The organism is Xanthobacter sp. ZOL 2024, assembly GCF_052932325.1.
The window spans coordinates 4,442,999-4,469,520 of the sequence record NZ_CM128808.1; the positions used below are offsets into that span (position 1 = coordinate 4,442,999).

The following is a 26,522-nucleotide window of genomic DNA, read 5'->3' on the forward strand; positions in this document are numbered from 1 at the left end:
CGCCACCGGCCGCCGTTCAGCAGCTCACGGCGCCACCACCGTCACCCGCCCCGTGCCGGTCGCCGCGGCGGCGATGGCGCCGGGCTCACGGATCGAGAACACGATGATGGGCAACGCCGCTTCCCGCGCCAGCGCGAAAGCCGCGGCGTCCATCACCTTCAGGTCATGGGCCAGGGCCTCGTCGTGGGTGAGGCGCTCATAGCGGGTGGCGGTGGGATCCACCTTCGGGTCGGCGGTATAGACGCCATCCACGTTGGTGGCCTTCAACACCGCGTCGCAATCGAGCTCTGCCGCGCGCAGCACGGCGCCGGTATCGGTGGTGAAATACGGATTGCCGGTGCCGCCGGCCAGCAGGACGATGCGGCCGCGCCGCAGGTGCCGCATGGCGGGCTGGCGCGCATAGGGCTCGCACACCGTCGGCATGGGAATGGCCGACAGGGTGCGCGCGGGGGCGCCGGCCTTCTCGATGGCCTGCTCCAGCGCCAGCCCGTTCATCACGGTGGCGAGCATGCCCATGTGGTCGGCCGTCGCGCGGTCGAGATCCTCGCCGGCCACCCGCGCCCCGCGCAGGATGTTGCCGCCGCCGACCACGACCGCCACTTCGCAGCCCAACGCCCGGGCCGCGACCAGGTCGCGGGCGATGCCCGCGACCGTTGGAGGATGGAGGCCGAAGGGCTCCGGCCCCATCAGCGCCTCACCGGAAACCTTCACCAGGATCCGTGGATACGGCAGACCCGGCGCCCCATAGGGCACCACCGGATCGGGAACATCCGAATCGTCGGAGATGGAGACCGGCATTGGCGCAACCTCCCACCGGTCAGGACTGACCGGCGGCCGCAGCCACCTCGGCCGCGAAGTCGCTCTCTTCCTTCTCGATGCCCTCGCCGAGGGCATAGCGCACGAAGCCGGTGAGCTTGACCGGAGCGCCGACCTGGCCTTCGGCCTCCTTCAGCACCTGGGCCACGGACTTGGAGCCGTCGTGGACGAACGCCTGATCGAGCAGGGTGTTCTCCTTGAAGAAGCTCTTCATGCCGCTCTCGGCGATCTTGTCCTGCACGTTGGCGGGCTTGCCCTGGTGCTTCTCGAGCAGGATCGCCTTCTCACGGGCGATGGTCTCCTCGGGAATGCCGGAGGCGTCGAGCGCCAGCGGGTTGAGCGCCGCCACGTGCATGGCGATCTGACGGCCGAGCGCCGACAGCTTCTCCACGTCGCCGGTGGACTCGAGCGCCACCAGCACGCCGATGCGGCCCTGGCCCTCGACCACCTGGCCGTGCACATAGGTGGCCACCACGCCCGCCGACACGGTCAGCTTGGCGGCCCGGCGCAGGGTCATGTTCTCGCCGATGGTGGCGATGAGCGCCGTCAGCTTGTCGGCGACGGTGACGTCCTCACCGGGGAACTTGGCGGAAGCCACCGCCTCCAGGGTACCCTCGGTGTTGAGGGCGACCTTCGCCACCTCGCGCACGAACGCCTGGAAATCGGTGTTGCGGGCGACGAAGTCGGTTTCCGCATTCACTTCCACGGCGGCGGCATGGTGACCGGCGGACTCGACGGACACCAAGCCCTCGGCGGCCACGCGGCCGGCCTTCTTGGCGGCCTTGGCGAGACCCTTCTTGCGCAGCCAGTCGATGGCGGCCTCGACGTCGCCGCTCGTCTCGGTGAGCGCGGACTTGCAGTCCATCATGCCTGCGCCGGTCTTGTCGCGCAGTTCCTTCACCAGCCCGGCGGTGATCGCAGCCATGTTCAATCCCTTCTTCTCGCGCCACGGCCGGCCAGGGTTGTCCCGAGCCGGCCGTCGGGGACGCTCCGCGCCCCCATTACCTACATTTCCTATCAGCCCTGCGACGAGATCATTCGACCTCGGCCGACATCTCCTTGGCCTGGGCCACCCAGCCGTCCACGCGGCCCGGCAGACCCACCTCTTCGCCGATGCGGGCGGCATCGACCGAATCGAGGCCGGCGACCTGCCAGAAGTGGAAGACGCCCAGGTCGTTCAGCTTCTGCTCGATCTCAGGGCTCACGCCGGTGAGCTTCTTGAGATCGTCAGCCACGCCACGGGGGCCGGACAGGGGCTCGAAAGCGATCCAGGTGCCGCCCACGGCCGGCAGCTCTTCCACCAGCGGCGCCTCTTCGGCGCCCACGTCGAAGCCGAGATCGCTCTGGCTGCGGCCAATGCCGTCGATGGCGGCACGGGCGATCAGATCGCAATAGAGCTGGATGGCGCGGCCGGCGTCGTCGTTGCCGGGCACCGGGAAGGCGATGCCGTCCGGATCGCAATTGGTGTCGAGGATGGCCGCCACCGGAATGCCGAGGCGCTGAGCCTCCTTCACGGCGATGTCTTCCTTGTTGGTGTCGATCACGAACAGGAGGTCGGGCAGGCCGCCCATGTCACGGATACCGCCGAGGGCCTTCTCCAGCTTCTCCTTTTCACGGGAGAGCGTGAGACGCTCCTTCTTGGTGTAGCCGGAGCCCTGCTCGGGACCCGCCAGCATCTCCTCCAGCTTCTTCAGCCGGGCGATGGAGTTGGAGATGGTCTTCCAGTTGGTGAGCATGCCGCCGAGCCAGCGGTGGTTCACGAAATACTGGGCGGAACGGTGGGCCGCATCGGCGACCGCGTCCTGCGCCTGGCGCTTGGTGCCGACCAGCAGCACGCGGCCGCCCTGGGCCACGGTGTCGGACACCGCCTGCAGCGCGCGATGCAGCGCCGGCACGGTCTGCGACAGGTCGAGAATGTGGATGTTGTTGCGAACGCCGAAGATGTACGGAGCCATCTTGGGGTTCCAACGGTGGGACTGATGCCCAAAGTGCACGCCAGCTTCCAGCAGCTGACGCATCGAATAATCGGGGAGCGCCATTGTCTTAATCTCCGGTTGAACCTCCGCGGACGTACCCTCGATCCGTCAGGAACCAAGGGCACCGGATGGCCATGGGGCCGAATGTCCGCGTGCGGGATGGCGGCGCATATACGCGAAGGGGCCGTCGGAGGCAAGGGGGCAGCACCACCGCAGCGCGGAACGGACCCGGCTCGCAAAACCCGCCACTAGCGGGCGCCCATACCTGCAGGCGCCGCAGCGCCTTAAGCCGCCTCCACCGCGACCACGCCGGGAATCGCCTTGAGGGCCCCGGCGATCTGTGGAGAGACGGGGAATTTGCCGTCGAGGCGCACTTCCACCTCCGCCTTGCCGTCGTCCATGAGCAGGACGAGACTCACCTCGCCGTCGCGCTTGGTCTGGCCGATTCCCGCTTCCAGGCGGCGGGCGATGCCCTCCAGCGGCTCGGGCGAGCGCACGAAGATGCGCAGCGCCCGGTGGGTGCGGGACGTCACCTCGTCGAGCCGTTCGCAGGAATTGATGCGCACCCGCACATCCTCGCCATTGAGCTCCGCCGCCACCATCATCAGCAGCGGCGTGCCGGGCTCCAGCAGGTCGCGATAGTGGGCCAGCGCCTCCGAGAAGATCACCGCCTCGAAGGTGCCCGAGGGATCCGACAAGCCGATGATGCCCATGCGCGTGCCGGACTTGGTGCGCTTCTCCTGCCGCGAAACCACGGTGGCCGCGAGCCGTCCGGCCGCGGCGCCGGCCCGCACCGCGCGGGAGAATTCGGCGAAGCTCTGCACCCGCATCTTCTTCAGCGCGGCGGCATAATCATCCAGCGGATGGCCGGTGAGGAAGAAGCCCACCGCATCATATTCCCGCTTGAGCCGCTCCGCCGGCAGCCAGGGGGCGGCATCGGGAATCGGCAGCTTGGCCGCCACCGGGCCGGAGCCGAACATGTCGTTCTGGCCGGAGGCGGCATTCGCCTCCACCCGCTGGGCCTCGGCCACGATGGGATCGATGGCCGCGAAGGCGCGGGCGCGGTTCTTCTCCAGCTCATCGAAGCAGCCGGCCGCCATCAAGCTTTCCAGCGTGCGCTTGTTGACCATTTTCACCGGCAGACGGCTGGCGAAATCGGCGAGGCTCTTGAAGGGCCTGCCCTTGCGCGCCTCGACCAGCGCATCGACCGCGGCGCCGCCGACCCCCTTGATGGCGGCCATGGCATAAATGATCTCGCCATTCTCCACCGCGAACTCGCGGAACGAGCGGTTGATGGAGGGTGGCAGCACCTTGATGCCGAGCCGCTGCGCCTCCTGGCGGAACTCCGCCAGCTTATCGGTGTTGCCCATATCCATGGTCATGGATGCGGCGAGGAATTCCGTCGCGTAGTTCGCCTTCAGCCAGGCGGTCTGGTAGGCCACCAGCGCATAGGCCGCGGCGTGGGACTTGTTGAAGCCGTAGTCGGCGAACTTGGCCAGAACGTCGAAGATCTGGTCCGCCATCTCCTTTTCCACGCCACCGGCCATAGCCCCCTCGACGAAGCGGGCGCGCTGCTTGTCCATTTCGGCGCGGATCTTCTTGCCCATGGCGCGGCGCAGCAGGTCGGCTTCACCGAGCGAATAGCCCGAGAGCGCCTGGGCGATCTGCATCACCTGCTCCTGGTAGATGATGACGCCGAAGGTCTCCTTCAGATAGGGCTCGAGCTTGGGGTGAATATAGTCCGGCTGGGCGCGGCCGTGCTTGCAGTCGCAATAGACCGGGATGTTGGCCATGGGGCCCGGCCGGTAGAGCGCCACCAGGGCGACGATGTCCTCAATGCGGTCGGCCTTCATGTCCACCAGGGCGCGGCGCATGCCCGCGCTTTCCACCTGGAACACGCCCACCGTCTCGCCCTTGGCCAGCATGGCGTAGGTCTTGGGGTCGTCCAGCGGGATCTTCGAGATGTCGAGATCGATGCCCCGCTGGCGCACCAGCTTCACCGCCTTGTCGATGGTGGTCAGCGTCTTCAAGCCGAGGAAGTCGAACTTCACCAGGCCCGCCTGCTCCACCCACTTCATATTGTACTGGGTGACCGGCATATCGGACTTGGGGTCTCGATAGAGCGGCACCAGCTCGTGCAGCTTGCGATCACCGATCACGATACCGGCGGCGTGGGTGGAGGCGTGGCGGTTCAGCCCCTCCAGCTTCACGGCGATGTCGAAGGCGCGCTTCACCACCTCCTCGTCGTCGCGCGCCGCCTGCAGGCGCGGCTCGTCCTCGATGGCCTGCTTCAGGGTCACCGGGTGGGCGGGGTTCTGCGGCACCAGCTTGCAGAGCTTGTCCACCTGGCCATAGGGCATTTCCAGCACCCGGCCCACATCGCGCAGCACGCCGCGCGCCTGCAGGGTGCCGAAGGTGATGATCTGCGCCACCTGGGCCCGGCCGTAGCGCTCCTGCACATAATGGATCACCTCGTCGCGGCGCTCCTGGCAGAAGTCCACGTCGAAGTCGGGCATGGAGACGCGCTCGGGATTCAGGAAGCGCTCGAACAGCAGATGGAAGCGCAGCGGATCAAGGTCGGTGATCTGCAGCGAATAGGCCACCAGCGAGCCGGCGCCCGAACCACGCCCCGGCCCCACCGGAATGCCGTGGGCCTTGGCCCATTTGATGAAGTCCGACACGATCAGGAAGTAGCCGGGGAACTTCATGCGGTTGATGATGGAGAGCTCATAGGTGAGCCGCTCCTCATAGGCCGCCACGTCCAGTCCCTCGGCCGGCCCGTGCTTGGCGAGCCGCTGGGCGAGGCCCTCCTTCGCCTGGCGCTCCAGCTCGGCCGCCTCCGCCGCTTCCGCGTCCTGCCCCGCCTCGCTTTCGGCAGCGGTGGTGAACCGCGGCAGGATGGGCTTCACGGTGCGCACCCGGTAGCCGCAGCGCTTGGCGATCTCCACCGAATGGGCGGTGGCCTCCGGCAGATCGGCGAACAGCTCCAGCATTTCCGCCCGGGTCTTGAAGCGGTGCTCGGGGGTCAGCCGGCGGCGCTCGCCATCGGCGATGATCTTGCCTTCCGCGAGGGCGATCAGCGCGTCGTGGGCCTCGTAGTCCGATTGCGCGGCGAAGAACGGCTCGTTGGCGGCCACCAGGGGAATGCCCTTGGCATACGCAAGGTCGATCAGTCCCGGCTCCACCAGCCGCTCGGCATCGGTGCCGTGGCGCTGAAGCTCCAGATAGAGCCGATCGCCGAAGATGTCGGCGAGCTTGTCCAACCGGTCGGCGGCGAAATCCTCATGGCCACCGGCCAGCGCCAGATCGAGGGGGCCGGCCGGCCCGCCCGTGAGCGCGATCAGGCCGCTGGAGGCGTCCGCCAGCCAATCCAGCAGAATGCGCGGCTCCTCGTCGCTCGGCGTCTCCAGATAGGAGCGGGAGACCAGCGCCATGAGATTGCGCCAGCCATCCTCCCGCTGGGCCAGCAGCACGATTCGCGGCTTGCGGGGGCGGATGACGCCCCGCTGGCCGGGCGGCTCCGGCAGGTCGAGCGCCAGCGAGACGCCGGGGATGGGCTGGATACCGGCACCGGACATCTTCTCCGAAAACTCCAGCGCACCGAACAGGTTGCCGGTATCGGTCAAGGCGATGGCGGGCTGGCCGTCCGCCTTGAGGAAGTCGGCCAGCTTGCCCACCGTCAACGCCCCTTCCAGCAGCGAATATGCGGAATGGACATGCAGATGCACGAAGCCGGGATCGGACATGGCGTGGCGGACCCAAAGTCGGATGAAGACGCCCGCAGCGGGCAAAGCGGGAGAAGACACCTGCCGCCCCCTCTTGGTCAATGCCGCCTTGGTCAATGCCGCCTTGGTCAATGCCGCCTTGGTCAATGCCACTGCCGGCCGTTGCGCCAATGCCGGCACACATGCACGCAACCGGCGCTTGGCGAGGACTCCCGACCTCTGCTAAGGCATGCCCATAGGGGAATGCTGCCGAAGGGAAGGTGGCAGCGGACACGGGATGCGACAGCTCTTCATCCATATCGGCACGCACAAGACCGGCACCACCTCGATCCAGTGGTACCTGAACCGCCACGCGCGCAAGCTGCGCGCCTACGGCACCTATGTGCCGCAGGCGGGGTGCCCCTCCTCCCGCTCGTCCGGACACCACAACATCGCCTGGACGCTGCTCGGCAACAGCCGCGCCAATCCAAGCTGGGGTGGCGTCAGGGAGCTGGTCGACGAGCTCAACCGCGCCAATCCCGTGCAGGGGGTGATTTCCGCCGAGGATCTGGAATTCCTGGTGGACCGGCCCGACGAGATCGCCGCGCTGGAAGCGGAACTGCGCGCCGGTGGCTGGGCACCCGTCTACCTCTTGTACCTGCGCGCCCCGGGCCCCTACGCGATTTCGCTCTACCAGGAATTCGCCAATCAGAACATCGACGTCGGGTTCGACGAATACCTGAACCGCGTGCTCGCCGACGGCTATTATGAACCCCCGGGCAATTGCACCCTGTTCGTGGATTTCAATGCCTTCGTCACCCAATGGCGAGCCGCAAGCCAGGGGGATTTAAGAATATATTCCTATGACGCCGCGACCAAGGGCCGTGGCGTGATCCCCACCTTCATCTCCAGCCTGGGGCTGCCCGCCCGGCTCGCCGAGCTGCGGCAGCGGCGCATCAATGTGGCCAAGTCGGCGGTGACCGACGAGATGCGCGCCGGTGCCCGGCTGATCGACGACAAGTTCGGCGAGGCCTATCGCCGCCAGATCAGCGCCGCCCTCAACGTGGCGGCCCACAGCTTCTAGACGGCCCTCACCGCCGGCACCGCGAACGTGTATATGACGGCATCCAACGAATAAGATTGGCCCATGCCGCCGCTGTATATTCACATCGGAACCCATAAGACCGGCACCACGTCGATCCAGGTGTTTCTGAAGCAATATGAAGATCGCCTGGCCCGGCGGAGCATTCATGTCCCCGTTGCCGGCCGCGTGTCCCCCCGGATCTGCGGGGCAGCATAATATCGCCTGGTCGCTGCGGGCCGATCCGCGTTCCGAGGACCGCTACGGCACGCTCACGGATCTGACGCGCGAGCTGGCCGGGGTCCGCGCCCGCTGCGCCGTGCTGTCCTCCGAAGATTTCGAGTATCTGGTGGACCGACCCGAGCTTCTATCCAGGTTCGAGACGCAGATTCGTGCCAGCGGCTGGAGCCCGCACTACATTCTGTTCCTGCGCAACACACGCGATTACGCGATCTCGCTCTATCACGAGCTGCAGAAACATGGCGACACGGACGATTTCGTCACCTTCACCACCGAGATCCTGGAACACGGCTATCGCCGCTCGCATGGGGACTGGGTGTTCTATTTCGACTATCCCGCCTTCGTCGCGCGCTGGCGGGCCGCAGCAACGGGGCCGATGACGATCCTGTCCTACGATGCCGCCTGTCAGGGCATTGGGGTCATCGAAACCTTGCTGGACATCCTGGGGGCCCCGCCGGCCCTCGCCCGCGCGGCCGCGCCTGGCGCAAAGCCCTGGCGGCACCTGCTGGGACGGCTGGGCCTCGATCGCGCCCGCCCGCAGCCGCCTGCCCGCCTGAACACCAACGCGCGCACCGCCTCGGCGGACATGCTGGCGCTCGCCGACCATATCGCCGCCGCCTATCCGCTGCCCGAGCAGCTGTTGTCGCCGGCCCCGCGCCCGTGAGGCACGCCGCCGGGCGCTCCGGAGCGCCCGGCATCGGCTATGATCGGCCGAGTCCGCGTCCACCGCTCCCGGAGATCCGCGATGTCCTCCCTCACCACCTCCTGGCTGTTCTGGGCGCTGCTCTCGGCCGGGTTCGCGGCGCTCACTGCGATTTTCGCCAAGGTTGGCGTCGCCGACATCCCCTCCGACCTCGCCACCCTCATCCGCACGGTGATCATCCTGGCGCTGGTGGCGGCGATCGCCTTCGCCGGCGGCCAATGGCGTGCGCCCGGCACCATCACCGGCCGCACCTGGCTGTTCCTGCTGCTGTCGGGTCTCGCCACCGGCGCGTCGTGGCTCTGCTATTTCCGTGCCCTGAAGATGGGCGCCGCTGCACAGGTGGCACCGGTCGACAAGCTGAGCGTGGTGCTGGTGGCCCTGTTCGGCGTGCTGTTCCTCGGCGAACGCCTTTCCGCCGTTGCCAGCCTGGGCGTGCTGCTCATCGGCACCGGATCGGTGCTGGTGGCCCTCGGCTAGAGGCCCACGGCGTGGCCAGGCGGGTGATCAGAAGTGGCTGTAGCTGGTGCGCTCCAGCACCAGCAGATGGCCGCCGGCGTCGCGCACATCGAGCCCGCCTTCGGCTCGGGTCTCGCCGATGACGGCAAGGGGCACCCCGGCCGACGCGGCCACAGCGATAAAAGCGTGCAGGCGCTCATGGGGCACGCAGGCGACAATCTCGTAATCATCCCCGCCGGTCAGCGCGTCGCGCGCCAGCGCTGGTTCCGCCCGCACCGCGGCCGCAGCCGCAGCCGACAGCGGTACCCGATGGGCCTCGATATGCCCGCCACACCCGGACACAGCCAACATTTTAGCCAGATCCCCCACCAGCCCGTCAGAGACATCCATGGCCGCCGCCGCATGGGCGCGCAGCGCCGGCGCCAGACCCAGGCGCGGCTGGGGATGCAGATACCGATCGAGCAGATGGGCGCGCAGGTCGCTGGAGAGCGCAGCGAAGGCTGACCGCTCCGGGTTCTGCCGCAAGGCGAGGCCCAGCGCCGCATCGCCAATGGTGCCCGACACCACGATGGCCTGGCCGGGCGCTGCGCCGGTGCGCGGCACGAAGCTGCCCTTGGGCACGCAGCCGATGGCGGTGATGGAAAGCGTCAGCGGACCGGTGGTGGAGACGGTATCGCCGCCCAGCAAGGGGCATGCGAAGGCGCGGGCGTCGGCGCCGAGGGCCGAGACAAAGGCCGTCATCCACGCCTCGCGGCCAACATCGTCACGCGGCAGCGCCAGCGCCAGCAACACCCCCAGCGGGCGGGCGCCCTTGGCGGCCAGATCAGAGAGATTCACGCGCAGGGCCTTGCGCGCGATGCTGGCCGGAGAATCGTCGGGAAAGAAATGCACCCCCGCCACCAGCGCGTCCTTGGTCAGAACCAGGTCGCAGCCCTCGGGCGGGGAGAGCAGCGCGGCGTCATCCAGCAGGCCGCGCGCCTCCGGGGCGTCGGCGATGGGGCGCAGGAAGCGGCTGATGACATCATCCTCGCCGGTGCCGCGCGCCCCGCCGGCGGTCATCTCAGGCCCCCGGACCGTTGAATTCGGCGGCGCGCAGATCGTGCGCGAGATTGTCGAGCACCGCGTTGACCATGCCGGTCTCGTCCCGGTCGAGGAAGGCGCCAGCGACGTTCACATATTCGGCGATGACCACCCGCGCCGGCACGTCGCTGCGCGCCAGAAGCTCATAGGCCCCCGCCCGCAGCACCGCCCGCAGCACCGCTTCCACCCGCCGCAGCGGCCAGCCGCGCGACAGGGCCTTGTCCACCATCGGGTCGATCACCCGCTGCTGCTCCAGAACCCCTTCGACCACCGCGCGGAACAGCTTCACGTCGGCATCGGGCATCTGCGTGCCCTCCACCTCCTGGCCGAGCCAGTGGCTCTCGAACTCCGCGAAGATGTCGTTGAGCGGGGTCTGGGCAAGGTCCATCTGATAGAGCGCCTGCACAGCCCCCAGGCGGGCCGCGCTCTTCTTCATGGGTTTGGCCGGCGCCTCGGTCATTGCTCAAGCCCTCGCTTGAGCCGCAGCAGCGACAAGGCCGCGGCGGCGGCACCGCCCCCCTTGTCCCCCTCGCTCACCCGCGCGCGCTCCCAGGCCTGCGCCTCGGTATCCACGGTGAGGATGCCGTTGCCGATGGGCAGGGCGTGGCCGATGCCCAGATCCATGAGGCCGCGCGCCGATTCGCCGGCGACGATCTCGAAATGATAGGTCTCGCCGCGGATCACCACGCCAAGCCCCACCACCGCATCCACCGCATCGCCGGACATCTCCGCCGCGTCGAGGGCGATTTCCGCCGCCACCGGAATCTCCAGGGCGCCGGGCACGGTAATCACCACCACCTCGACACCCGCGGCCTCCAGCACCGCGCGGGCGCCGGCCAGAAGCTCGTCGGCCAGCGCCTCATAATAGCGCGCCTCGACGATGAGCACCCGCGCGCCCTCCAGCAGCTCATTGGCTTCCTGTGAGCCTTCTCTGCGCGTCGTCACCATGGGACCGTCTCCGAAACTGAGGCGCGAGGCGTACAAGAGCGCGATGCGCCGCGCAAGCACGCCGCGTGTACCGGAACTGCAGAGCACCTGCCCGCCCGCCGAATGCGCCGGGCCGACAGCCCGTCAGGCGCGCGGGAACTCGGCGAGTCGCGCCGCGTAGCGGGCCATGACATCCACCTCGAAATTGACGAGGTCGCCCGCGCCCACGCCGCCCCAGGTGGTGACCGCCAGGGTGTGGGGAATGAGCAGGCAGGAGAAGGTGTTGCCCTCCACCGTATTGACCGTGAGGGAGGTGCCATCGAGGGCCACAGAGCCCTTCACCGCCACGAAGCGCGCCAGCCCCTGGGGCACCTCGAACAGGAAGCGGGTGGTCTCGCCCAGATCTTCCCGCTTCAGCACCTTGGCGGTGGAATCCACATGGCCGGACACCATGTGGCCTCCCAGCTCATCGCCAAGTTTCAGCGAGCGTTCAAGATTGATGCGCCGCCCGGCTTGCCATGCGGCGACGGTCGTGATGGCCAGGGTCTCGGGCCCGGCATCCACGGTGAAGCGCGCCCTGCGCGGGCCGTCCGCCGCCACCGACGTCACTGTCATGCACACGCCGGAACAGGCGATGGAGGCGCCGAGCGCGATGCCGGACGCCTCGTAATCGGTGGCGATGGTGAGGGTCTTCACCTCGCCATGGGGCACGGCGGCGAGAACCTCGCCCATGTCGGTGACAATGCCGGTGAACATTCTAGCGCCTCCACAACCGCACGAGATGATCGGGGCCCAGATCCTCGTGCTCCACCTCGACGAAGCCCACCGGCGCGAACAGCCGCGCCAGCGGCCGCCCGGCCAGCGCCGGCACCGCATCGGCGCCCAGCACCACCGGACTGGTGAAGGCGGCCACCTCGTCCACCAGGCCAGCGTCAAGGAAGGCGGCGGCGGTGGTCGGACCACCTTCCACCATCACCCGGGTGAGGCCCAGCATGCCGAGCAATTTCAGCACGGCGGGCAGATAGAGCCGCCCCTCGGGGCCGCCGCGGGGCACGCGCAGCACCTCCACGCCGCGCTCCACCAGCGCCGCCTCGAGATCCGCCGGTGCATCTTCAGCGGTGACCACCCACACCGGAACCTCGCAGGCGGTGCGCACCAAAGCGGAATCGAGGGGCAACGACAACGCGCTGTCGAGCACGATGCGCAGCGGCGAGCGCTTCTCATAGCCTTCGAGACGGGTGGTCAGCATGGGGTCATCGGCCTTCACCGTGCCCACACCCACGAGAATCGCATCCGCATGGGCCCGCATGAGATGGGCGCGGGCGCGCGCCTCCGGTCCCGTCACCACCGCCGGGCGCGGACCCGGGAGGGCCGCCTTGCCATCGGCGGAAACCGCCAGCTTCAACAGCACATGGGGCCGCCCCTCGGTGACCCGTCGGATGTGGCCGGCGTGATCGGCGAGCGCCTGCTCGGCCCCCACCCCCACGGTGACCCAGATGCCGGCGGCACGCAGGCGCGCCACGCCGCGGCCCTTCACCCGGTGGTCGGGATCCTCGATGGCCGCCACCACCCGACGGACGCCGGCGGCGATCACCGCATCGGCGCACGGCGGCGTGCGGCCATGGTGGGAACACGGCTCCAGGGTGACATAGAGGGTGGCGCCGCGGGCGCCCTCCCCGGCCTGCGCCAGAGCCTGCGGCTCCGCATGGGGCCGGCCAGCGGCGGCCGTGGCGGCGGCACCGATCACCTCGGGTCCGTTCCGACCATGCCGCACCACCACCGCCCCCACCGATGGATTGGGCCAGGTGCGGCCAAGACCGGTCTGCCCCACGGCCAGAGCCTCGGCCATAAAGCGCTCGTCCTCCTCCGGGGAGGAGACCTGCTGCAGCGGCACCATCTCGCTGGTCATTCTCCCGCGCGCGGCGGCTTGCGCCCGCCGTCCTCAGCGGCGCTCCCCTCGACCGGCGTGCCGTCCGAAGAGAGCTCCGCCAGCGCGTGCTCGAAATCCTTCGCCTCGCGGAAGTCGCGATAGACCGAGGCGAAGCGCACATAGGCCACGTCATCGATCTGCTTCAGCCCTTCCATCACCAGCTCGCCGATGGTGTGGGAGGGGATGTCGGTGTCGCCCAGGCTTTCCAGCTGGCGCACCACGCCGGTGATCATGCGCTCCACCCGCTCGGGATCCACCGGGCGCTTGCGCAGCGCCACCTGGACCGAGCGGGCGAGCTTGTCGCGATCGAACGGCACCCGCCGGCCGGCGCGCTTCACAATCATGAGCTCGCGCAGTTGCACGCGCTCAAAGGTGGTGAAGCGCCCGCCGCAATCGGGGCAGATGCGCCGGCGGCGAATGGCGGTGTTGTCCTCGGTGGGACGGGAGTCCTTCACCTGGGTGTCGAGGCTCCCGCAATAGGGGCACCGCATCAGTCAACCGCCTCCGGCGCACACGTCTCAGGGGTAGATGGGGAAGCGCTTGAGCAGCGCGGAGACCTTCTCGCGCACTGCCGCTTCCACCAGCGAATCCTCGTCCGCCCCCTTCTGCGACAGCACGTCCAGCACCTCGGCGATGAAATTGCCGATCTGCTGGAACTCCGCCACGCCGAAGCCGCGGGTGGTGCCCGCCGGGGTGCCGAGACGCACGCCCGAGGTCACGAACGGCTTCTCGGGATCGAACGGGATGCCGTTCTTGTTGCAGGTGATGTGGGCCCGGCCCAGGGCCGCTTCCGACACCTTGCCGGTGAGCTTCTTCGGCCGCAGGTCCACCAGCATCAGATGGGTGTCGGTGCCGCCGGAGACGATGGCGAAGCCGTGGCCCTTAAGGGTTTCGGCCAGGGCCTTGGCATTCTCCACCACGTTCTTCGCATAGAGCTTGAACTCGGGACGCAGCGCCTCGCCGAACGCCACCGCCTTGGCGGCGATGACATGCATCAGCGGGCCGCCCTGGATGCCGGGGAAGATGGCCGAATTGATCTTCTTGGCCAGATCCCCGTCATTGGTGAGAATCATGCCGCCGCGCGGGCCGCGCAGGGTCTTGTGGGTGGTGGTGGTCACCACATGGGCATGGGGGAACGGGCTGGGATGCGCCCCGCCGGCCACCAGGCCCGCGAAATGCGCCATGTCCACCATCAGCAGCGCGCCCACGCTGTCGGCGATCTCGCGCATCTTGGGGAAGTCGATGATGCGCGGATAGGCCGAGCCGCCGGCAACGATCAGCTTCGGCTTGTGCTGGTCGGCGAGGCGAGCGACCTCCTCATAATCGATATACTGGTCCTCCTGGCGCACCGTGTAGGGCACCGCCTTGAACCACTTGCCGGACATGTTGACGGCCGAGCCGTGGGTGAGATGGCCACCGGCGGCGAGGTTCAGGCCGAGGAAGGTGTCGCCCGGCTGCATGGTGGCAAAGAACACGCCCTGGTTCGCCTGGCTGCCGGAATTGGGCTGCACATTGGCGAAGTCGCAGCCGAACAGCTTCTTGGCACGCTCGATGGCGAGGTTCTCGGCCACGTCCACGAACTGGCAGCCGCCGTAATAGCGCTTGCCGGGATAGCCTTCCGCATACTTGTTGGTGAGCACCGAACCCTGCGCCTCGAGGACGGCGCGCGACACGATGTTCTCGGAAGCGATGAGCTCGATCTCGTCGCGCTGACGCCCCAGTTCCGCATTCACCGCAGCCGTGATCTCCGGATCGGTCTCCGCGAGAGTGGCGGTGAAGAAGCGGTTGATTTCCTCCGTGACGGAGGCGGGGTTCGCGTCCTGCGAGGCCATGGCAGGTCTCCAAATCCAAACAAGCTGGGCGCCACCTGGCGCCGCAATCGGAAGCTGGTCGCTTATCATAGGGCCGCCGCCAAGTCCAAAGGCGTAAGGGCCCATCGGCCGAGATGTCCGCGCATCGGGCCTGCGGTGCGCGCATGCGGCGCATCCGGCGGGGCGCCTCCGCGTCAACATGCACACGGGCGACCTGAGGGCCGCCCGTATCGAAATGTCACATGGTCTGTTCGCCGGGTCCGTGGCGCGGGGCCGCTCAGCGCCGGGTGAAGTTCACCGGAACGGAGAAGGTCGCGCCGTTTCCATCCGGTGGCCGCGGGAACGGCGAGGCCCGCTGAACGGTCGCCACCGCCTCGGCATCGAGCACCGAGGACCCGGACGAACGCACCAGCCGCGCCGACGTCACCCGGCCCGAACCATCCAGCGAGAAGCGCACGGTCGGCCGCCCCGAGAGACTCTGCGCACCCGGCGGGTAGCGCTTGAAGCGGTTGAGATGGGCCGAAACCATAGACGCCCAGGACGCCCGCGCCTGCGAATTGCTGGCGCTGATGCCCGGTGAGGGCGCCGCCGTCGTGCGGGAGGGCGCGGCCTCCGAGCGGGGCGCGGCGGCCGTGGTCGGCGCCGCCGGGCGGCGCGACGGCTTGGCCTTCTTCTTCTCCGGCTTCTTTTCCGGATCGGGCTTGCGCTTCTCCTCCTCCTTGATCTCGGGCTTGGGCTGCGGCATCGGCAGCGTCACCTCGGAGATCATGGGTGCCGGCGGCAGCTCCGGAAGCTTGTCCAGCGCCTGCTCGAGCAGTGGCTCGGGCGGCGGCGGCGTGCTGTCCTCCACGACATCCGGCGCATCGTCCTGGGTGGGCTCGGGCGCCTGCACCATCTGCGGCCCCGGCGCCACGTCCTCCACCTGCGAGGGCGCGCTCACCGGCATGGGCGCAAGCTCGATCATCACCGCCGCCGGCGGCGCCGAGGCGGCTTCCACCTTGCGCCAGAACAGCGCGCCATAGACGAAGGCCGTGTGCACCAGCACGATCAGCAGTCCCGCCGCCGCCCAGCGCAGGAGGGAGTCACGCAGATGGTGGCGGTCGAAATCGTGCCAATGGACTGCGCTCACTGGGCCGCCCCCGCGGACGGCGCCGCCGCGGATGGCGCACCGACGGCGGGCAAGGCGCCTGTGGCGGGTGCGGCCGGCGCCCCGCCGGCGGAGGCCCCATCCAGGCCCACCAGCGCGACCTTGAGATAGCCCGCCGAACGCAGGGCGTTCATGAGCTCCATCACCGCGCCATAATCCACCGTCTTGTCGGCCCGGACGAACACCCGCTGCTCGCGATCGGCGCCGGTCGCCTCATCGAGCGCCGCCCGCAGCCCGGCGCGGCTGACGGGATCATCGCCCAGGGCCAACGACAGGTCACTCTTCAACGAGAGGAACAGGGGCTTGTCCGGCCGCGGCTGCTGCTGCGCATTCGAGGTGGGCAGGTCCACCTTCACGTCCACGGTGGCCAGCGGCGCCGCGACCATGAAGATGATGAGCAGCACCAGCATCACATCGATGAACGGCGTGACGTTGATTTCGTGATTCTCGGGGAGGTCGTCCCCCCCGTGATAGAGGTTGGCTGCCATGGGTCGCGCCCTCTATCCGCCGCTCACTCGGCCGCCGCGCGCAGGCTCGGCCCGCGCTTACCCTGGGCAGCGCGATCGAGATCCCGCGACAGGTGCCGCATCACCTCCGAGGACGTATCGGCAAGCCGGGCCTTATAGGCGGCGATGGCACGCGCGAACACGTTGTAGATGATGACGGCTGGAATCGCCGCCACCAGACCGATGGCGGTGGCCAGCAGCGCCTCGGCGATGCCGGGCGCCACCACCGCGAGATTGGTGGTGTGCGCCTTCGAGATGCCGATGAAGCTGTTCATGATGCCCCAGACGGTGCCGAACAGGCCCACGAACGGAGCGGTGGCGCCGATGGTGGCGAGAACGCCGGTGCCCACGGACATCTGCCGCCCGGCTGCCGCCTCGATGCGGCTGAGGGAGATGGCGACGCGCTCCTTGATGCCCTCCGCCGGCAGACCGGACGAGGTTTCCCATTCGGAGACGGCCGCGCGCACCGTGGCCGGGCCCGGGCCGCGCCCCTGGGGCATGGCCCGTTCGGCGGCCGCGAGGGTCGGTGCCGCGCGCAGCGCCTTGAGGGTGCGATTGACCTGACGGCGGGCGAACAGCAGTTCGATCGACTTGGCGAACCACACGGTCCACGTCACCACGGAGGCAAAGGCCAGGCCGATCATCACCGCTTTGACCACCATGTCGGCGGCCATGAACATGCCCCAGGGCGACAGGTCATGGGGCAGCAGCGAGGGCCCTGACGCAGGGGCCGGAGCGGCCGCATCCTGCGGCGACACCACTTCGGTCGGCGCAGCGGCCGCGCCCTCGGCGCCGGGCGTCGTTGCGGCAGGCGTCGTTGCGGCAGGCACCCCCGGCACGCCAGCAGGTGCTGGAGGCGTGACCGCGGCCGGATCCGCTGCGGCGGGGCGCGGCGTCGCGCCCGGCGCATCGGCGGTAGCCGGTACGGCAGCAGCAGGCGTGAGGCTGGCCGGTGCGGCGCCCTGAGGGGCGGCCGCGCTCGAAGGCGTGGACGACTGCGCCGCCGGCGCAGCGGCTGTCTGTTCGTTCTGAGCCAGTGCCGGTCCAGCGACGCCGCAGATCACCGTGAGAAACGCCGCACCGAAAACAGAACGCATGAAAGACGCCGTCTGAGACAGCGGGGCACAACAGCAATAGGGCATCGCGCGTCACCGGAATTGCAAAAAAACGGAGGTCGCTGGCGATCCCGCACTCGGGAAATGGCTCGCGCTCGCATCTATAGCGCCATTTGCTGCGTTCGCTAACCCCCCAACAGGCCCGAGAGGGGCGCCGGACCGCACATTATGGAAATACCAGTCAACAGCGCCTCTGGACGGCGCGTCTCAGGCCAGCTCCACCAGCTTGCCATCGCGCAGCGTCACACGGCGATCCATGCGGGCAGCCAGATCGAGATTGTGGGTGGCGATCAGGGCGGCGACGCCGGTGGCATGCACCAGCTCCGTCAGGGCGTCGAACACATGGTCCGAGGTTTTCGGGTCGAGATTGCCGGTGGGCTCGTCGGCCAGGAGAAGCCGAGGCGCATTGGCAAGGGCGCGAGCAATGGCCACCCGCTGCTGCTCGCCGCCGGAGAGTTCCGCCGGCCGGTGGCTCAGCCGCTCGGCAAGGCCGAGATAACTGAGCAGGTCGCGGGCGCGGGCGTTGGCCTCCTTATGGGAGAGGCCGCGGATCATCTGCGGCATGGCCACGTTCTCGAGGGCGGTGAACTCCCCCAGCAGATGATGGAACTGATAGATGAAGCCGATATGCAGCCGCCGCATGCGGGTGCGGTCCGCATCCGCGAGCCGGGCGGTGGGCTTGCCGTCGATGAAGACTTCGCCGGCGTCCGACTGCTCCAGCAGGCCGGCAATGTGCAGCAGCGTGGATTTCCCGGAGCCCGAGGGCGCCACCAGCGCCACCGACTGGCCGGGGGCGATGGCAAGATCCACCCCGCGCAGGATTTCCAGCGCGCTGTCGCCCTCCGTATAGCGGCGCACCACGCCGGCGAGAGCGAGGGCGTATTGCGGACGCGGCGGCGTGCCGGGCGAACCGGGGCGACGGCGGGCGGGCTGATCCATCACTCGTATCTCAGGGCTTCCACCGGATCGAGCCGGGCGGCCCGCCAGGAGGGATAAAGGGTGGCGAGCAGCGACAGCACCAGGGCCATCACCACCACCGTGGTGGTCTCACCCACGTTCATGTCGGCCGGCAGCTTGGAGAGGTAATAGAGCTCCGGCGAGAACAGCTCGGTGGAGGTCAGCCAGGAAATGAACTGGCGGATGCTCTCGATGTTGAGGCAGACGATGACGCCCAGCAGCAGCCCCACCAGCGTGCCCACCACGCCGATGGAGGCGCCGGTGATGAGGAACACCCGCATCACCGCACCCCGCGTCGCCCCCATGGTGCGCAGAATGGCGATGTCGTGGCCCTTGTCCTTCACCAGCATGATGAGGCCGGACACGATGTTCAGCGCCGCCACCAGTACGATGAGGGTGAGGATGAGGAACATCACGTTCCGCTCCACCTGCAGCGCGTTGAAGAAGGTGGCGTTGCGCTTGCGCCAGTCCACCAGATAGACGGGCCGCTCCGCCGCCGCCTGGATGGCGCCGCGCAGTTCCTCCACATCATCCGGCTTGTCGATATAAACTTCGACGGCGTTCACGTCGCCGTTGCGGTTGAAATAGGCCTGGGCTTCCTTCAGCGGCATGAAGACGAAGGCGCTGTCGTATTCCGACATGCCCACCTCGAAAATGGCTGCCACCTTGTAGACCTTGATGCGCGGCGAGGTCCCCATGGGCGTCACCGCGCCCCGCGGCGCCACCAGGGTGATGTTGTCGCCCGCCCGCAGCGACAATTGGTCGGCGAGGCGCTTGCCGATGGCGAGCCCCTGCCCCGTGTCGAAGCTCTCCAGCGTGCCCGAGCGCACATTGTGCGCCACCGACGGCAGGCCCCTGAGGTTCTTTTCGCTGAGCCCGCGCACCAGGACGCCGGAGGCGCCGAACTGGGAGGAGGCCAGCGCCTGGCCTTCCACCAGCGGCACCGCCAGGCGCACCCCGTTGAGATTGGCGATGCGCTCGGCCACCGCGTCATAATCCGTCAGCGGGGTTTCCAGCGGCTGCACCAGCACGTGGCCGTTGAGGCCGAGGATCTTGCCCAGCAGCTCCTGGCGGAAACCGTTCATCACCGCCATGACGATGATGAGGGTGGCAACCCCCAGCATGATTCCAAGGAAGGAAAACCCGGCGATGACCGAGATGAAGCCTTCCTTGCGCCGCGCCCTCAGATAGCGCAGCGACAGCATCCACTCGAACGCCGCGAACGGCCGTGTTCCCGTGGGTTCCTCGCTGCGCGGTGCCGAGGACGCTTTTGCGCTCATGCCTTCAGCCTCTCCAGAATGTCCTTCGGCGCGATCAGCTCGCGGGCCCCGTCCACACGGCGCTTCAATTCCACCTTGCCATCGGCCAGGCCCTTCGGCCCCACCAGGATCTGCCAGGGCAGGCCGATGAGGTCGGCGGTGGCGAACTTGGCCCCCGCGCGCTCCTCCGTGTCGTCATAGAGCACGTCATAGCCGGCGGCGGTCAATTCCGCGTAAAGGGCCTCGCAGGCCGTGTCCGTGCTGCTGTCGCCCACCTTCAGATTGAGGATGCCCACCTGGAACGGCGCCACCGCCTCCGGCCAGATGATTCCCGCATCATCATGGGAGGCTTCGATCATGGCCGCCACGAGGCGCGAGGGGCCGATGCCGTAGGAGCCCATGTGCACCGTGTGGGCATTGCCATCCGGCCCCTGCACGGTCACGCCGAACGGCTCGGAATATTTGGTGCCGAAATAAAAGATGTGGCCCACCTCGATGCCGCGCGCCGCCGTGCGCTTGTCGGCGGGAATGGCGTTGTAGGCGGCTTCGTCGTGCTTCTCGGAGGTGGCGGCATAAAGCGCGGTGAACTGGTCGAACACCTGCTGCAGGCCGGCGCGGTCGTCGAAATCCACATCGGCCGGGGGCGGCGCCATGTTCAGATAGTCGCCGTGGCAGAACACCTCGCTCTCGCCGGTGGAGGCGAGAATGATGAACTCGTGCGAGAGATTGCCGCCGATGGGGCCGGTATCCGCCACCATGGGAATGGCCTTGAGGCCCATGCGCGCGAAGGTGCGCAGGTAAGCCACGAACATCTTGTTGTAGGAGTGGCGCGCGCCGGCGGCGTCGAGATCGAAGGAATAGGCATCCTTCATCAGGAACTCGCGGGAGCGGTAGACACCGAAGCGCGGACGCACCTCGTCCCGGAACTTCCACTGAATATGGTAGAGGTTCAGCGGCAGCGCCTTATAGGACTTCACATAGGCGCGGACGATGTCGGTGATCATCTCTTCATTGGTGGGGCCGAATAGCATCTCGCGATCGTGCCGGTCCCGAATTCGTAGCATCTCCTTGCCATAATCGTCGTAGCGCCCACTCTCGCGCCACAGGTCAGCGCTCTGGATCGTGGGCATCAGCATCTCGATGGCGCCAGACCGGTTCTGCTCCTCGCGGATGATGTTGCAGATCTTGTTGAGCACACGGTGGCCGAGGGGCAGCCAGGCGAAGATTCCGGCCGCTTCCTGGCGGATCATGCCCGCACGCAGCATCAGCCGGTGGGAGACGATATCCGCCTCCCGCGGCACTTCACGCAGAATCGGCAGAAAATAACGGGAAAGGCGCATCGCAAGGCTCGACGGCTGGGGGGATCGAAAGGAGTGTGGGGAGTGAAAGCGGAAGCGTCGGCAAAACACAAGCCCGCTGAACCGACCCCCCTATCGAAATACCATGGTGCAGCGCAATGCGCATCTTATTGCGGCGCAAGGATGACAAACGACAGATTCTTGTTCTAGTTTGTCTGCGCACAAGAAAGGGGATCGTCGCTGACCCACTCGCATGGGTAGCGAACGCGGTCCGGGTCTCGGGAGGAATCGAAAACAAAAGCCGGCCGGCGGCCGCTCTTCTTGAGCGCATACGGAATCGGCATCACGGATTGGCCGTGTCTCGGCACAGTGGGCGATAGACCCGCGTGGGGCACGAAAGCCGTGGAATGAAAAAAGGCGAGGTCACCGGACCTCGCCTTTTCTTTTTGTCAAATCAATGCATTACAGGGCTCGGCAGGGCAATGACGACGCCCTGTCCACGCCGCGGCCCTTCCAATCTTGGCCCTGCTGCAGAGGGGACTTGGCCCCCGCTGCGGGCCACCCGCAGCCATCACCCACCGTCTTGGCGCTCCAGCAAATGCGCAACCCACACCACGCCAGGAGCGCCCCTGAGAGCGCCCCTGACGATGCGGCATGCAACCTCATTTTTATATCAATGTATTGATTTATCTGTCCCAGTGAGTCGGCAGCCGACTCACTGGGACCGGTCGCCTCACTGCGAGGACGTATCGAACGGCATGGGCAGATCCTCCAGGGCGATCACGCCGCTGGTGAGGAGATAGACCACGCCAGCGGTCACCAAAGCGGCGATCACCGTGGTGGCGAGCATCTTGCGCCAGAGCATCGGCCGCTGCGGCGCGCCGGGATCACTACCCGGCACCGGCACCGCCGCATCGAGCTGGGATCGCACGCCCCACGGCAGAACCGCGAACAGCGTGACCCACCACACGATGAAATAGATGGCGACGACGGCTGCGACCGACATCGCCGCGCCCTCACGCCTGCTCGAGTTCGACAAGGGTGCCGTTGAAGTCCTTCGGATGAAGGAACAGCACCGGCTTGCCATGGGCGCCGATCTTCGGCTCACCGGAGCCGAGCACCCGCGCCCCCTTGGCCTTCAGCTGATCGCGGGCGGAGATGATGTCGTCCACCTCGTAGCAGAGGTGGTGAATGCCGCCGTCCGGATTGCGCTCCAGGAACTTGGCGATGGGCGAGTCCGCCCCCAGGGGCTCCAGGAATTCGATCTTCGTATTGGGCAGGGTCACGAACACCGTGGTCACGCCATGCTCGGCCTGCGGCACCGCGGCGGACACCTCCGCCCCCAAGGTATCGCGATAAAGCGCAGACGCGGCCGCGATGTCGCGCACCGCGATGGCCACATGGTTCAGCCGTCCGATCATGCTTCCCTCATTGTCTTGCGCCTGCGGGTTGTCGCTGGCGCCGCGTTCCACCCATCACACTTCGAGAACGTGCACGTGGCAAACGGGCTTTTTGCCCCACACAGCGTTCACGGCCGCGCGCACGGCCCGTTCCAGCGTGTCAGCCAGCGCATCGGGATCGCGCCGGCGGGCCTTCGGCAGGCCATCCAGCGTCGCCACCACCGTGTCGAGCACACGGTCCAGCATGTCCACATTGCCCTCCCCGCGCTCGGGAACACCGGTGAGTTCCACCGAGGGATCCCCCGCCAGGGTGCCATGCTTGTCCACCGCCACGGCCACCGAGATGGCCCCCACGTAGCTGAGCTTGCGGCGCTCCGGCAGGGTGCGCCCGCCTTCCGCCAGCAGCAGCCGGGCATCCTTGTAGAGCCGCCCGAATGGCACCTCGCCCACCCGCTCCGCCGGACCGGGGGCCAGACGCAGCACCTGCCCGTCATAGCAATTCACCACCTCGGGCACGCCGAGCCCGCGGGCCAGCTGGGCATGCTCATGCAGGTGCAGCGGCTCGCCGTGCACCGGCACCGCCAGCTGTGGCCGCACCAGCGCATACATCTGCTCCAACTCCCCTCGCCGGGGATGGCCGGACACGTGCACCAGCCCGTTGCGATCGGTCATCACTTCGATGCCGCTCTTCACCAGGGCATTGATGATGGTGTTCACCACCTTCTCATTGCCGGGAATGGTGCGCGAGGAGAACACCACGAGATCGCCGGGCGACAGCGCGATCTCCGGATGGTCGTCATCGGCGATGCGCTTGAGCGCGGCCCGCGGCTCGCCCTGGCTGCCGGTGAGGATAGCCACCACCCGCTCCCGGGGCAGGTAGCCATAGGCCTCGGCGCTGCGGAACGGGGGAATACCGTCGAGCATGCCCTGCTCGCGGGCGACACCGATCACCCGCTCCAGGGCCCGGCCCACCACCACCACCTCGCGGCCGGCGGCCATCGCCGCCTCGGCGATGCCGCGCACGCGGGCGACATTGGAGGAGAAGGTGGTGAAGGCCACCCGGTGCTTGGCCTTGGCGACGATCTCCTTGAGCGAAGCCGCCACATCCTGCTCGGAGGGGGAGACCCCGTCGCGGATGGCGTTGGTGGAATCGCACACCAGCGCCCGCACCCCCTCATCGCCGAGCGCCGAGAGGCGCGCCACGTCGGTGGGCCGTCCCACCACGGGATTGGGATCGAGCTTCCAGTCGCCCGTGTGCACCACCAGCCCGGCGGCGCTGCGAATGGCGAGGGCATGGCTATCGGGAATCGAGTGCGCCACCGGCACGAATTCCACCTCGAACGGGCCGAGGTCCACGCTCTCGCCCGAACGAACCACGTTGATCGGCAGCGCCGACGGTGCCCCCGGCTCCCCTGCCCGCTTCGCCTCCAGCAGCCCGGCGGTGAAGGGGGTGGTGTAGATGGGGCACTTCAGCCGCGGCCAAAGGTCGAGCACGGCGCCGATGTGGTCTTCGTGGCCGTGGGTGATGACCATGCCGACAATGTTGGTCTTTTCCGCTTCCAGGAAGCGGATGTCGGGCAAAACGAGGTCCACGCCCGGCGCCTCGTCGCCGGCGAAGCTCATGCCGAAATCGACGATCAGCCACTGTCGCGCCTTCCGCGGCCCAATGCCGTAGAGCGCGAGGTTCATGCCGATTTCGCCCACGCCCCCTAAGGGCGCGAACACGAGTTCTTCCGTCACTGCCATCGGCTGATCACTTCCAACACAAACGCTCACCGCGCCGTGGGAGAAGGCGGACGCCGCATGAGCTTGAAATAAATGCCTCGAACCGTCGCCACCGCCGCCCCTCGCGCTGCGCGACCGTCTTCGCCATCCCCTCCCGCACTCGAAAGAAGCCGGCCGGAGCTAGTCCGGCACGCGCAATGACACGTCGCCGGCGGTGATGATCTCCGCCACGCCATCGCGACGGCGTAGCATCATCGCGCCGCGCGCGTCGATATTCTCAAAACGGCCGATCACTTCCCGCTCGCCAACCTTGACGCTCACCTGGTCGCCCATCCCCAGGGCATGGCGCATCCAGTCGGAGCGGATGCCGGCAAAGCCGTTGCCACCATGCCACTGGTTGAGGCGGACCGCCATGGCGAGGTCCAGGGCCTCCAGCAGCCGGTCGGGGGCGGTCGGCGCACCGGCCTCCTCCAGGCTGGTCGCCTTGTAGGGCAGATCATCCGGGTGATGCAGGCAATTGATTCCGAAACCGATCACCGCCGCCGGCCGATTGGCTGCGTCGGTGCCGCCCTCCACCAGGATGCCGGCGAGTTTGCCGCCCTCCAGCAGCAGGTCGTTGGGCCATTTGAGCTTCAGCTGCTCTGCGGCCACCTGCGGGGCGGCCGAAAGCACCGCATCACGTGCGGCGAGCCCAGCCACGAAGCACAGCTGCGCCAGATTGGCGAGCGGCGCCGGATTGGGCAGCACCAGCGTTGCGAACAGGTTGCCGAGCTCGGAGGTCCAAGGACGCCCGCGCCGGCCGCGCCCGCCGGTCTGGATATCTGCGACCAGCCAAACGGGCATGGTCTCGCCACGCGCCAAGCGGGCGAGACCCTCCGCATTGGTGGAGCCGATCTCCGTGAACCGGATGATGGGAACCGTGGAACCCTGAAATTCGTATTGAGCCATAGATCAGAAGAGCGACCGGGCGGCGGCCCCCGCCGCCTCAATGAGAGGAGCGGGATAAACGAAATAGAAGATCGTGAAAAGCCCGCTGAGCCCCAACACCGCCTTCAGCTCGGTCGGCATGGGGTCGAACGCCTCCGCCGGCTCGTCGAAATACATGATCTTGACGACCCGCAGGTAGTAGTACGCACCCACCACCGACGCCAGCACACCGATCACCGAAAGGCCATAGAGGCCCGCCTGGATGGCGGCGACGAACACGTAATATTTCGCCAGGAAGCCGGCCAGGGGCGGAATGCCCGCCAGCGAGAACATGAGCGCGCCGAGCATCAGCGCCATCAACGGATTGTTGCGGGCGAGACCGGCGAGGTCGTCGATATTCTCCACCGCCCGGCCCTGCCGGCGCATGGTGAGCACGCAGGCGAACGAACCGAGCGTCATGGCCACATAGATGGTCATGTACACCAGCACGCCGCGCACACCCTCGGCCGTGCCGGCGGCGAGGCCCACCAGGGCGAAGCCCATGTGGCCAATGGAGGAGTAGGCGAGCAGGCGCTTGATGTTGCGCTGGCCGATGGCGGCGAACGAGCCCAGCACCATGGAGGCGATGGAGACGAAGGCCACGATCTGCTGCCACTGATGGCCGATATGCGGGAACGCTTCCGCCACCACGCGGATGAAGATGGCCATGCCCGCCACCTTCGGCGCGGTGGCGAAGAAGGTGGTGACCGGGGTGGGCGCGCCTTCGTACACATCCGGCGTCCACATGTGGAACGGCACCGCCGAAATCTTGAAGCACAGGCCGGCCAAAACGAACACCAGCCCGAAGATGAGGCCGATGGACGGGGAGGTCACGACGCTGGCGATCACGTTGAAGTTCACCGAGCCCGTGAAGCCGTACAGCAGCGACGAGCCATAAAGCAGCATGCCCGAGGAGAGCGAGCCCAGCACGAAATACTTCAGGCCCGCCTCGGTGGAGCGCACCGAGTCGCGGTTGATGGCCGCCACCACATAGAGCGAAAGGCTCATCAGCTCGAGGCCGAGATAAAGGGCGATCAGATCGCCCGCCGACACCAGCATGCACATGCCGAGGGTCGAGATGACGAACAGCACTGCATATTCGAACCGCGCCAGCTTCTCACGGTTCTGCCAGTCCACCGCCATCACCAGCGAGATGGTGGCGCCGAAGATGGCCAACAGCTTCATGAAGCGGCTGAACGGATCGGACACGAAGGCGCCGTGGAAGGCCACCACGTCGCCGCCGGGGCCCAGGAGCACCAGGATGCCCGCCGCAGCCAGCACCGCGATGGCGAGGCCGGTGACGAAATTGGCGGCCCCCTCCCCGCGGAACGCGCCGATGAGGATCAGCACGATAGCGGAGACGGCAAGCACCAGTTCGGGCAGGACAGCGCCGAGCGGAGGCAGGAGCTGCGTCATAGCGACCTC

General features: G+C 67.7%; 25 protein-coding genes. 3 read left to right on the plus strand and 22 right to left on the minus strand.

Annotated elements, in window-relative coordinates:
• Positions 1-24: 24 nt before the first annotated feature.
• From pyrH to dnaE, 4 genes are all read right to left on the minus strand, one after another.
• Positions 25-798, minus strand: a complete 774-nt coding sequence (gene pyrH / locus ACU4E7_RS20375) for a UMP kinase (RefSeq protein WP_447019943.1) — start codon at positions 796-798, stop codon at positions 25-27.
• Between the two features lie 19 nt (positions 799-817).
• A complete protein-coding gene (tsf, locus tag ACU4E7_RS20380; RefSeq protein WP_238121246.1) occupies positions 818-1,741 on the minus strand; it encodes a translation elongation factor Ts in 924 nt (307 codons plus the stop codon).
• 109 nt (positions 1,742-1,850) lie between these two features.
• Positions 1,851-2,855, minus strand: a complete 1,005-nt coding sequence (locus ACU4E7_RS20385; protein WP_447019944.1) for a 30S ribosomal protein S2 — start codon at positions 2,853-2,855, stop codon at positions 1,851-1,853.
• A 221-nt stretch (positions 2,856-3,076) separates the two neighbouring features.
• The gene (dnaE, locus tag ACU4E7_RS20390) at positions 3,077-6,538 is read right to left on the minus strand and encodes a DNA polymerase III subunit alpha (RefSeq protein ID WP_447021675.1); all 3,462 of its coding nucleotides are present in this window, start codon (positions 6,536-6,538) and stop codon (positions 3,077-3,079) included.
• A gap of 256 nt (positions 6,539-6,794) precedes the next feature.
• Here dnaE and ACU4E7_RS20395 point away from each other — a divergent pair, with 256 nt between their 5' ends.
• The 3 genes from ACU4E7_RS20395 (at position 6,795) to ACU4E7_RS20405 (ending at position 8,997) form a co-directional block, all read left to right on the plus strand.
• Positions 6,795-7,580, plus strand: a complete 786-nt coding sequence (locus ACU4E7_RS20395; protein ID WP_238121243.1) for a hypothetical protein — start codon at positions 6,795-6,797, stop codon at positions 7,578-7,580.
• A 166-nt stretch (positions 7,581-7,746) separates the two neighbouring features.
• Positions 7,747-8,481 carry a hypothetical protein gene (locus tag ACU4E7_RS20400; protein WP_447019945.1) on the plus strand — a complete coding sequence of 245 codons (735 nt, stop codon included), beginning with the start codon at positions 7,747-7,749 and terminating at the stop codon, positions 8,479-8,481.
• 81 nt (positions 8,482-8,562) lie between these two features.
• Positions 8,563-8,997, plus strand: coding sequence for an EamA family transporter (locus tag ACU4E7_RS20405; RefSeq protein ID WP_238121241.1), 435 nt, complete (start codon positions 8,563-8,565; stop codon positions 8,995-8,997).
• A 27-nt stretch (positions 8,998-9,024) separates the two neighbouring features.
• Here ACU4E7_RS20405 and thiL read toward each other — a convergent pair whose 3' ends face one another.
• From thiL to nuoN, 18 genes are all read right to left on the minus strand, one after another.
• A complete protein-coding gene (gene thiL, locus ACU4E7_RS20410; RefSeq protein WP_447019946.1) occupies positions 9,025-10,035 on the minus strand; it encodes a thiamine-phosphate kinase in 1,011 nt (336 codons plus the stop codon).
• A gap of 1 nt (position 10,036) precedes the next feature.
• Entirely contained in the window at positions 10,037-10,516 is a 480-nt protein-coding gene (nusB, locus tag ACU4E7_RS20415) for a transcription antitermination factor NusB (protein ID WP_447019947.1), read from the minus strand.
• A complete protein-coding gene (gene ribH / locus ACU4E7_RS20420) occupies positions 10,513-11,004 on the minus strand; it encodes a 6,7-dimethyl-8-ribityllumazine synthase (RefSeq protein WP_238121238.1) in 492 nt (163 codons plus the stop codon). The genes nusB and ribH overlap by 4 nt, the downstream gene beginning before the upstream one ends.
• A gap of 123 nt (positions 11,005-11,127) precedes the next feature.
• Positions 11,128-11,739, minus strand: coding sequence for a riboflavin synthase (locus ACU4E7_RS20425; protein WP_447019948.1), 612 nt, complete (start codon positions 11,737-11,739; stop codon positions 11,128-11,130).
• 1 nt (position 11,740) lies between these two features.
• The gene (ribD, locus tag ACU4E7_RS20430) at positions 11,741-12,892 is read right to left on the minus strand and encodes a bifunctional diaminohydroxyphosphoribosylaminopyrimidine deaminase/5-amino-6-(5-phosphoribosylamino)uracil reductase RibD (protein WP_238121236.1); all 1,152 of its coding nucleotides are present in this window, start codon (positions 12,890-12,892) and stop codon (positions 11,741-11,743) included.
• Positions 12,889-13,404, minus strand: coding sequence for a transcriptional regulator NrdR (gene nrdR, locus ACU4E7_RS20435; RefSeq protein ID WP_238121235.1), 516 nt, complete (start codon positions 13,402-13,404; stop codon positions 12,889-12,891). Before nrdR ends, ribD begins: the two co-directional genes overlap by 4 nt.
• A 27-nt stretch (positions 13,405-13,431) precedes the next feature.
• Positions 13,432-14,745, minus strand: coding sequence for a serine hydroxymethyltransferase (gene glyA / locus ACU4E7_RS20440; protein ID WP_447019949.1), 1,314 nt, complete (start codon positions 14,743-14,745; stop codon positions 13,432-13,434).
• 256 nt (positions 14,746-15,001) lie between these two features.
• Positions 15,002-15,853, minus strand: a complete 852-nt coding sequence (locus ACU4E7_RS20445; RefSeq protein WP_447019950.1) for a TonB family protein — start codon at positions 15,851-15,853, stop codon at positions 15,002-15,004.
• Positions 15,850-16,359: a TonB system transport protein ExbD gene (gene exbD / locus ACU4E7_RS20450; RefSeq protein WP_238121232.1), complete on the minus strand. Its 510-nt coding sequence runs from the start codon at positions 16,357-16,359 to the stop codon at positions 15,850-15,852. Before exbD ends, ACU4E7_RS20445 begins: the two co-directional genes overlap by 4 nt.
• Before the next feature lie 23 nt (positions 16,360-16,382).
• Positions 16,383-17,474 (minus strand): tonB-system energizer ExbB, encoded by a 1,092-nt coding sequence (exbB, locus tag ACU4E7_RS20455; RefSeq protein ID WP_447019951.1) that lies wholly within the window; start codon positions 17,472-17,474, stop codon positions 16,383-16,385.
• A gap of 225 nt (positions 17,475-17,699) precedes the next feature.
• On the minus strand, positions 17,700-18,431 hold the full coding sequence (locus tag ACU4E7_RS20460; RefSeq protein WP_238121230.1) for an ABC transporter ATP-binding protein: 732 nt from the start codon (positions 18,429-18,431) through the stop codon (positions 17,700-17,702).
• Positions 18,431-19,729 carry a lipoprotein-releasing ABC transporter permease subunit gene (locus tag ACU4E7_RS20465; RefSeq protein WP_238121229.1) on the minus strand — a complete coding sequence of 433 codons (1,299 nt, stop codon included), beginning with the start codon at positions 19,727-19,729 and terminating at the stop codon, positions 18,431-18,433. Before ACU4E7_RS20465 ends, ACU4E7_RS20460 begins: the two co-directional genes overlap by 1 nt.
• Positions 19,726-21,048 carry a proline--tRNA ligase gene (proS, locus tag ACU4E7_RS20470; protein ID WP_238121228.1) on the minus strand — a complete coding sequence of 441 codons (1,323 nt, stop codon included), beginning with the start codon at positions 21,046-21,048 and terminating at the stop codon, positions 19,726-19,728. Before proS ends, ACU4E7_RS20465 begins: the two co-directional genes overlap by 4 nt.
• A gap of 691 nt (positions 21,049-21,739) precedes the next feature.
• Complete coding sequence (locus ACU4E7_RS20475; RefSeq protein WP_447019952.1) at positions 21,740-22,012, minus strand: DUF1467 family protein; 273 nt, start codon at positions 22,010-22,012, stop codon at positions 21,740-21,742.
• Positions 22,013-22,022: 10 nt separating this feature from the next.
• Positions 22,023-22,427: a methylmalonyl-CoA epimerase gene (mce, locus tag ACU4E7_RS20480; protein WP_238121226.1), complete on the minus strand. Its 405-nt coding sequence runs from the start codon at positions 22,425-22,427 to the stop codon at positions 22,023-22,025.
• A gap of 54 nt (positions 22,428-22,481) precedes the next feature.
• Positions 22,482-24,152 carry a ribonuclease J gene (locus tag ACU4E7_RS20485; RefSeq protein WP_447019953.1) on the minus strand — a complete coding sequence of 557 codons (1,671 nt, stop codon included), beginning with the start codon at positions 24,150-24,152 and terminating at the stop codon, positions 22,482-22,484.
• 159 nt (positions 24,153-24,311) lie between these two features.
• Positions 24,312-25,079, minus strand: coding sequence for a biotin--[acetyl-CoA-carboxylase] ligase (locus tag ACU4E7_RS20490; protein ID WP_238121224.1), 768 nt, complete (start codon positions 25,077-25,079; stop codon positions 24,312-24,314).
• A 3-nt stretch (positions 25,080-25,082) separates the two neighbouring features.
• Positions 25,083-26,513 (minus strand): NADH-quinone oxidoreductase subunit NuoN, encoded by a 1,431-nt coding sequence (gene nuoN / locus ACU4E7_RS20495; RefSeq protein WP_447019954.1) that lies wholly within the window; start codon positions 26,511-26,513, stop codon positions 25,083-25,085.
• Between the last annotated feature and the right edge of the window lie 9 nt (positions 26,514-26,522).

Excerpts from the sequence above, each read along its gene's own strand:
- nusB (WP_447019947.1), bottom strand. The coding sequence starts at position 10,516 with ATGACCGAGGCGCCGGCCAAACCCATGAAGAAGAGCGCGGCCCGCCTG.
- ACU4E7_RS20385 (WP_447019944.1), bottom strand. The coding sequence starts at position 2,855 with ATGGCGCTCCCCGATTATTCGATGCGTCAGCTGCTGGAAGCTGGCGTG.
- ACU4E7_RS20405 (WP_238121241.1), top strand. The coding sequence starts at position 8,563 with ATGTCCTCCCTCACCACCTCCTGGCTGTTCTGGGCGCTGCTCTCGGCC.
- nrdR (WP_238121235.1), bottom strand. The coding sequence starts at position 13,404 with ATGCGGTGCCCCTATTGCGGGAGCCTCGACACCCAGGTGAAGGACTCC.
- ACU4E7_RS20395 (WP_238121243.1), top strand. The coding sequence starts at position 6,795 with ATGCGACAGCTCTTCATCCATATCGGCACGCACAAGACCGGCACCACC.
- nuoN (WP_447019954.1), bottom strand. The coding sequence starts at position 26,513 with ATGACGCAGCTCCTGCCTCCGCTCGGCGCTGTCCTGCCCGAACTGGTG.
- ACU4E7_RS20460 (WP_238121230.1), bottom strand. The coding sequence starts at position 18,431 with ATGGATCAGCCCGCCCGCCGTCGCCCCGGTTCGCCCGGCACGCCGCCG.
- ACU4E7_RS20400 (WP_447019945.1), top strand. The coding sequence starts at position 7,747 with ATGTCCCCGTTGCCGGCCGCGTGTCCCCCCGGATCTGCGGGGCAGCAT.
- mce (WP_238121226.1), bottom strand. The coding sequence starts at position 22,427 with ATGATCGGACGGCTGAACCATGTGGCCATCGCGGTGCGCGACATCGCG.
- dnaE (WP_447021675.1), bottom strand. The coding sequence starts at position 6,538 with ATGTCCGATCCCGGCTTCGTGCATCTGCATGTCCATTCCGCATATTCG.
- ribH (WP_238121238.1), bottom strand. The coding sequence starts at position 11,004 with ATGGTGACGACGCGCAGAGAAGGCTCACAGGAAGCCAATGAGCTGCTG.
- tsf (WP_238121246.1), bottom strand. The coding sequence starts at position 1,741 with ATGGCTGCGATCACCGCCGGGCTGGTGAAGGAACTGCGCGACAAGACC.
- pyrH (WP_447019943.1), bottom strand. The coding sequence starts at position 798 with ATGCCGGTCTCCATCTCCGACGATTCGGATGTTCCCGATCCGGTGGTG.
- ACU4E7_RS20485 (WP_447019953.1), bottom strand. The coding sequence starts at position 24,152 with ATGGCAGTGACGGAAGAACTCGTGTTCGCGCCCTTAGGGGGCGTGGGC.
- proS (WP_238121228.1), bottom strand. The coding sequence starts at position 21,048 with ATGCGCCTTTCCCGTTATTTTCTGCCGATTCTGCGTGAAGTGCCGCGG.
- exbD (WP_238121232.1), bottom strand. The coding sequence starts at position 16,359 with ATGGCAGCCAACCTCTATCACGGGGGGGACGACCTCCCCGAGAATCAC.
- ACU4E7_RS20425 (WP_447019948.1), bottom strand. The coding sequence starts at position 11,739 with ATGTTCACCGGCATTGTCACCGACATGGGCGAGGTTCTCGCCGCCGTG.
- ribD (WP_238121236.1), bottom strand. The coding sequence starts at position 12,892 with ATGACCAGCGAGATGGTGCCGCTGCAGCAGGTCTCCTCCCCGGAGGAG.
- ACU4E7_RS20465 (WP_238121229.1), bottom strand. The coding sequence starts at position 19,729 with ATGAGCGCAAAAGCGTCCTCGGCACCGCGCAGCGAGGAACCCACGGGA.
- thiL (WP_447019946.1), bottom strand. The coding sequence starts at position 10,035 with ATGACCGCCGGCGGGGCGCGCGGCACCGGCGAGGATGATGTCATCAGC.
- ACU4E7_RS20490 (WP_238121224.1), bottom strand. The coding sequence starts at position 25,079 with ATGGCTCAATACGAATTTCAGGGTTCCACGGTTCCCATCATCCGGTTC.
- ACU4E7_RS20475 (WP_447019952.1), bottom strand. The coding sequence starts at position 22,012 with ATGTCGGTCGCAGCCGTCGTCGCCATCTATTTCATCGTGTGGTGGGTC.
- glyA (WP_447019949.1), bottom strand. The coding sequence starts at position 14,745 with ATGGCCTCGCAGGACGCGAACCCCGCCTCCGTCACGGAGGAAATCAAC.
- exbB (WP_447019951.1), bottom strand. The coding sequence starts at position 17,474 with ATGCGTTCTGTTTTCGGTGCGGCGTTTCTCACGGTGATCTGCGGCGTC.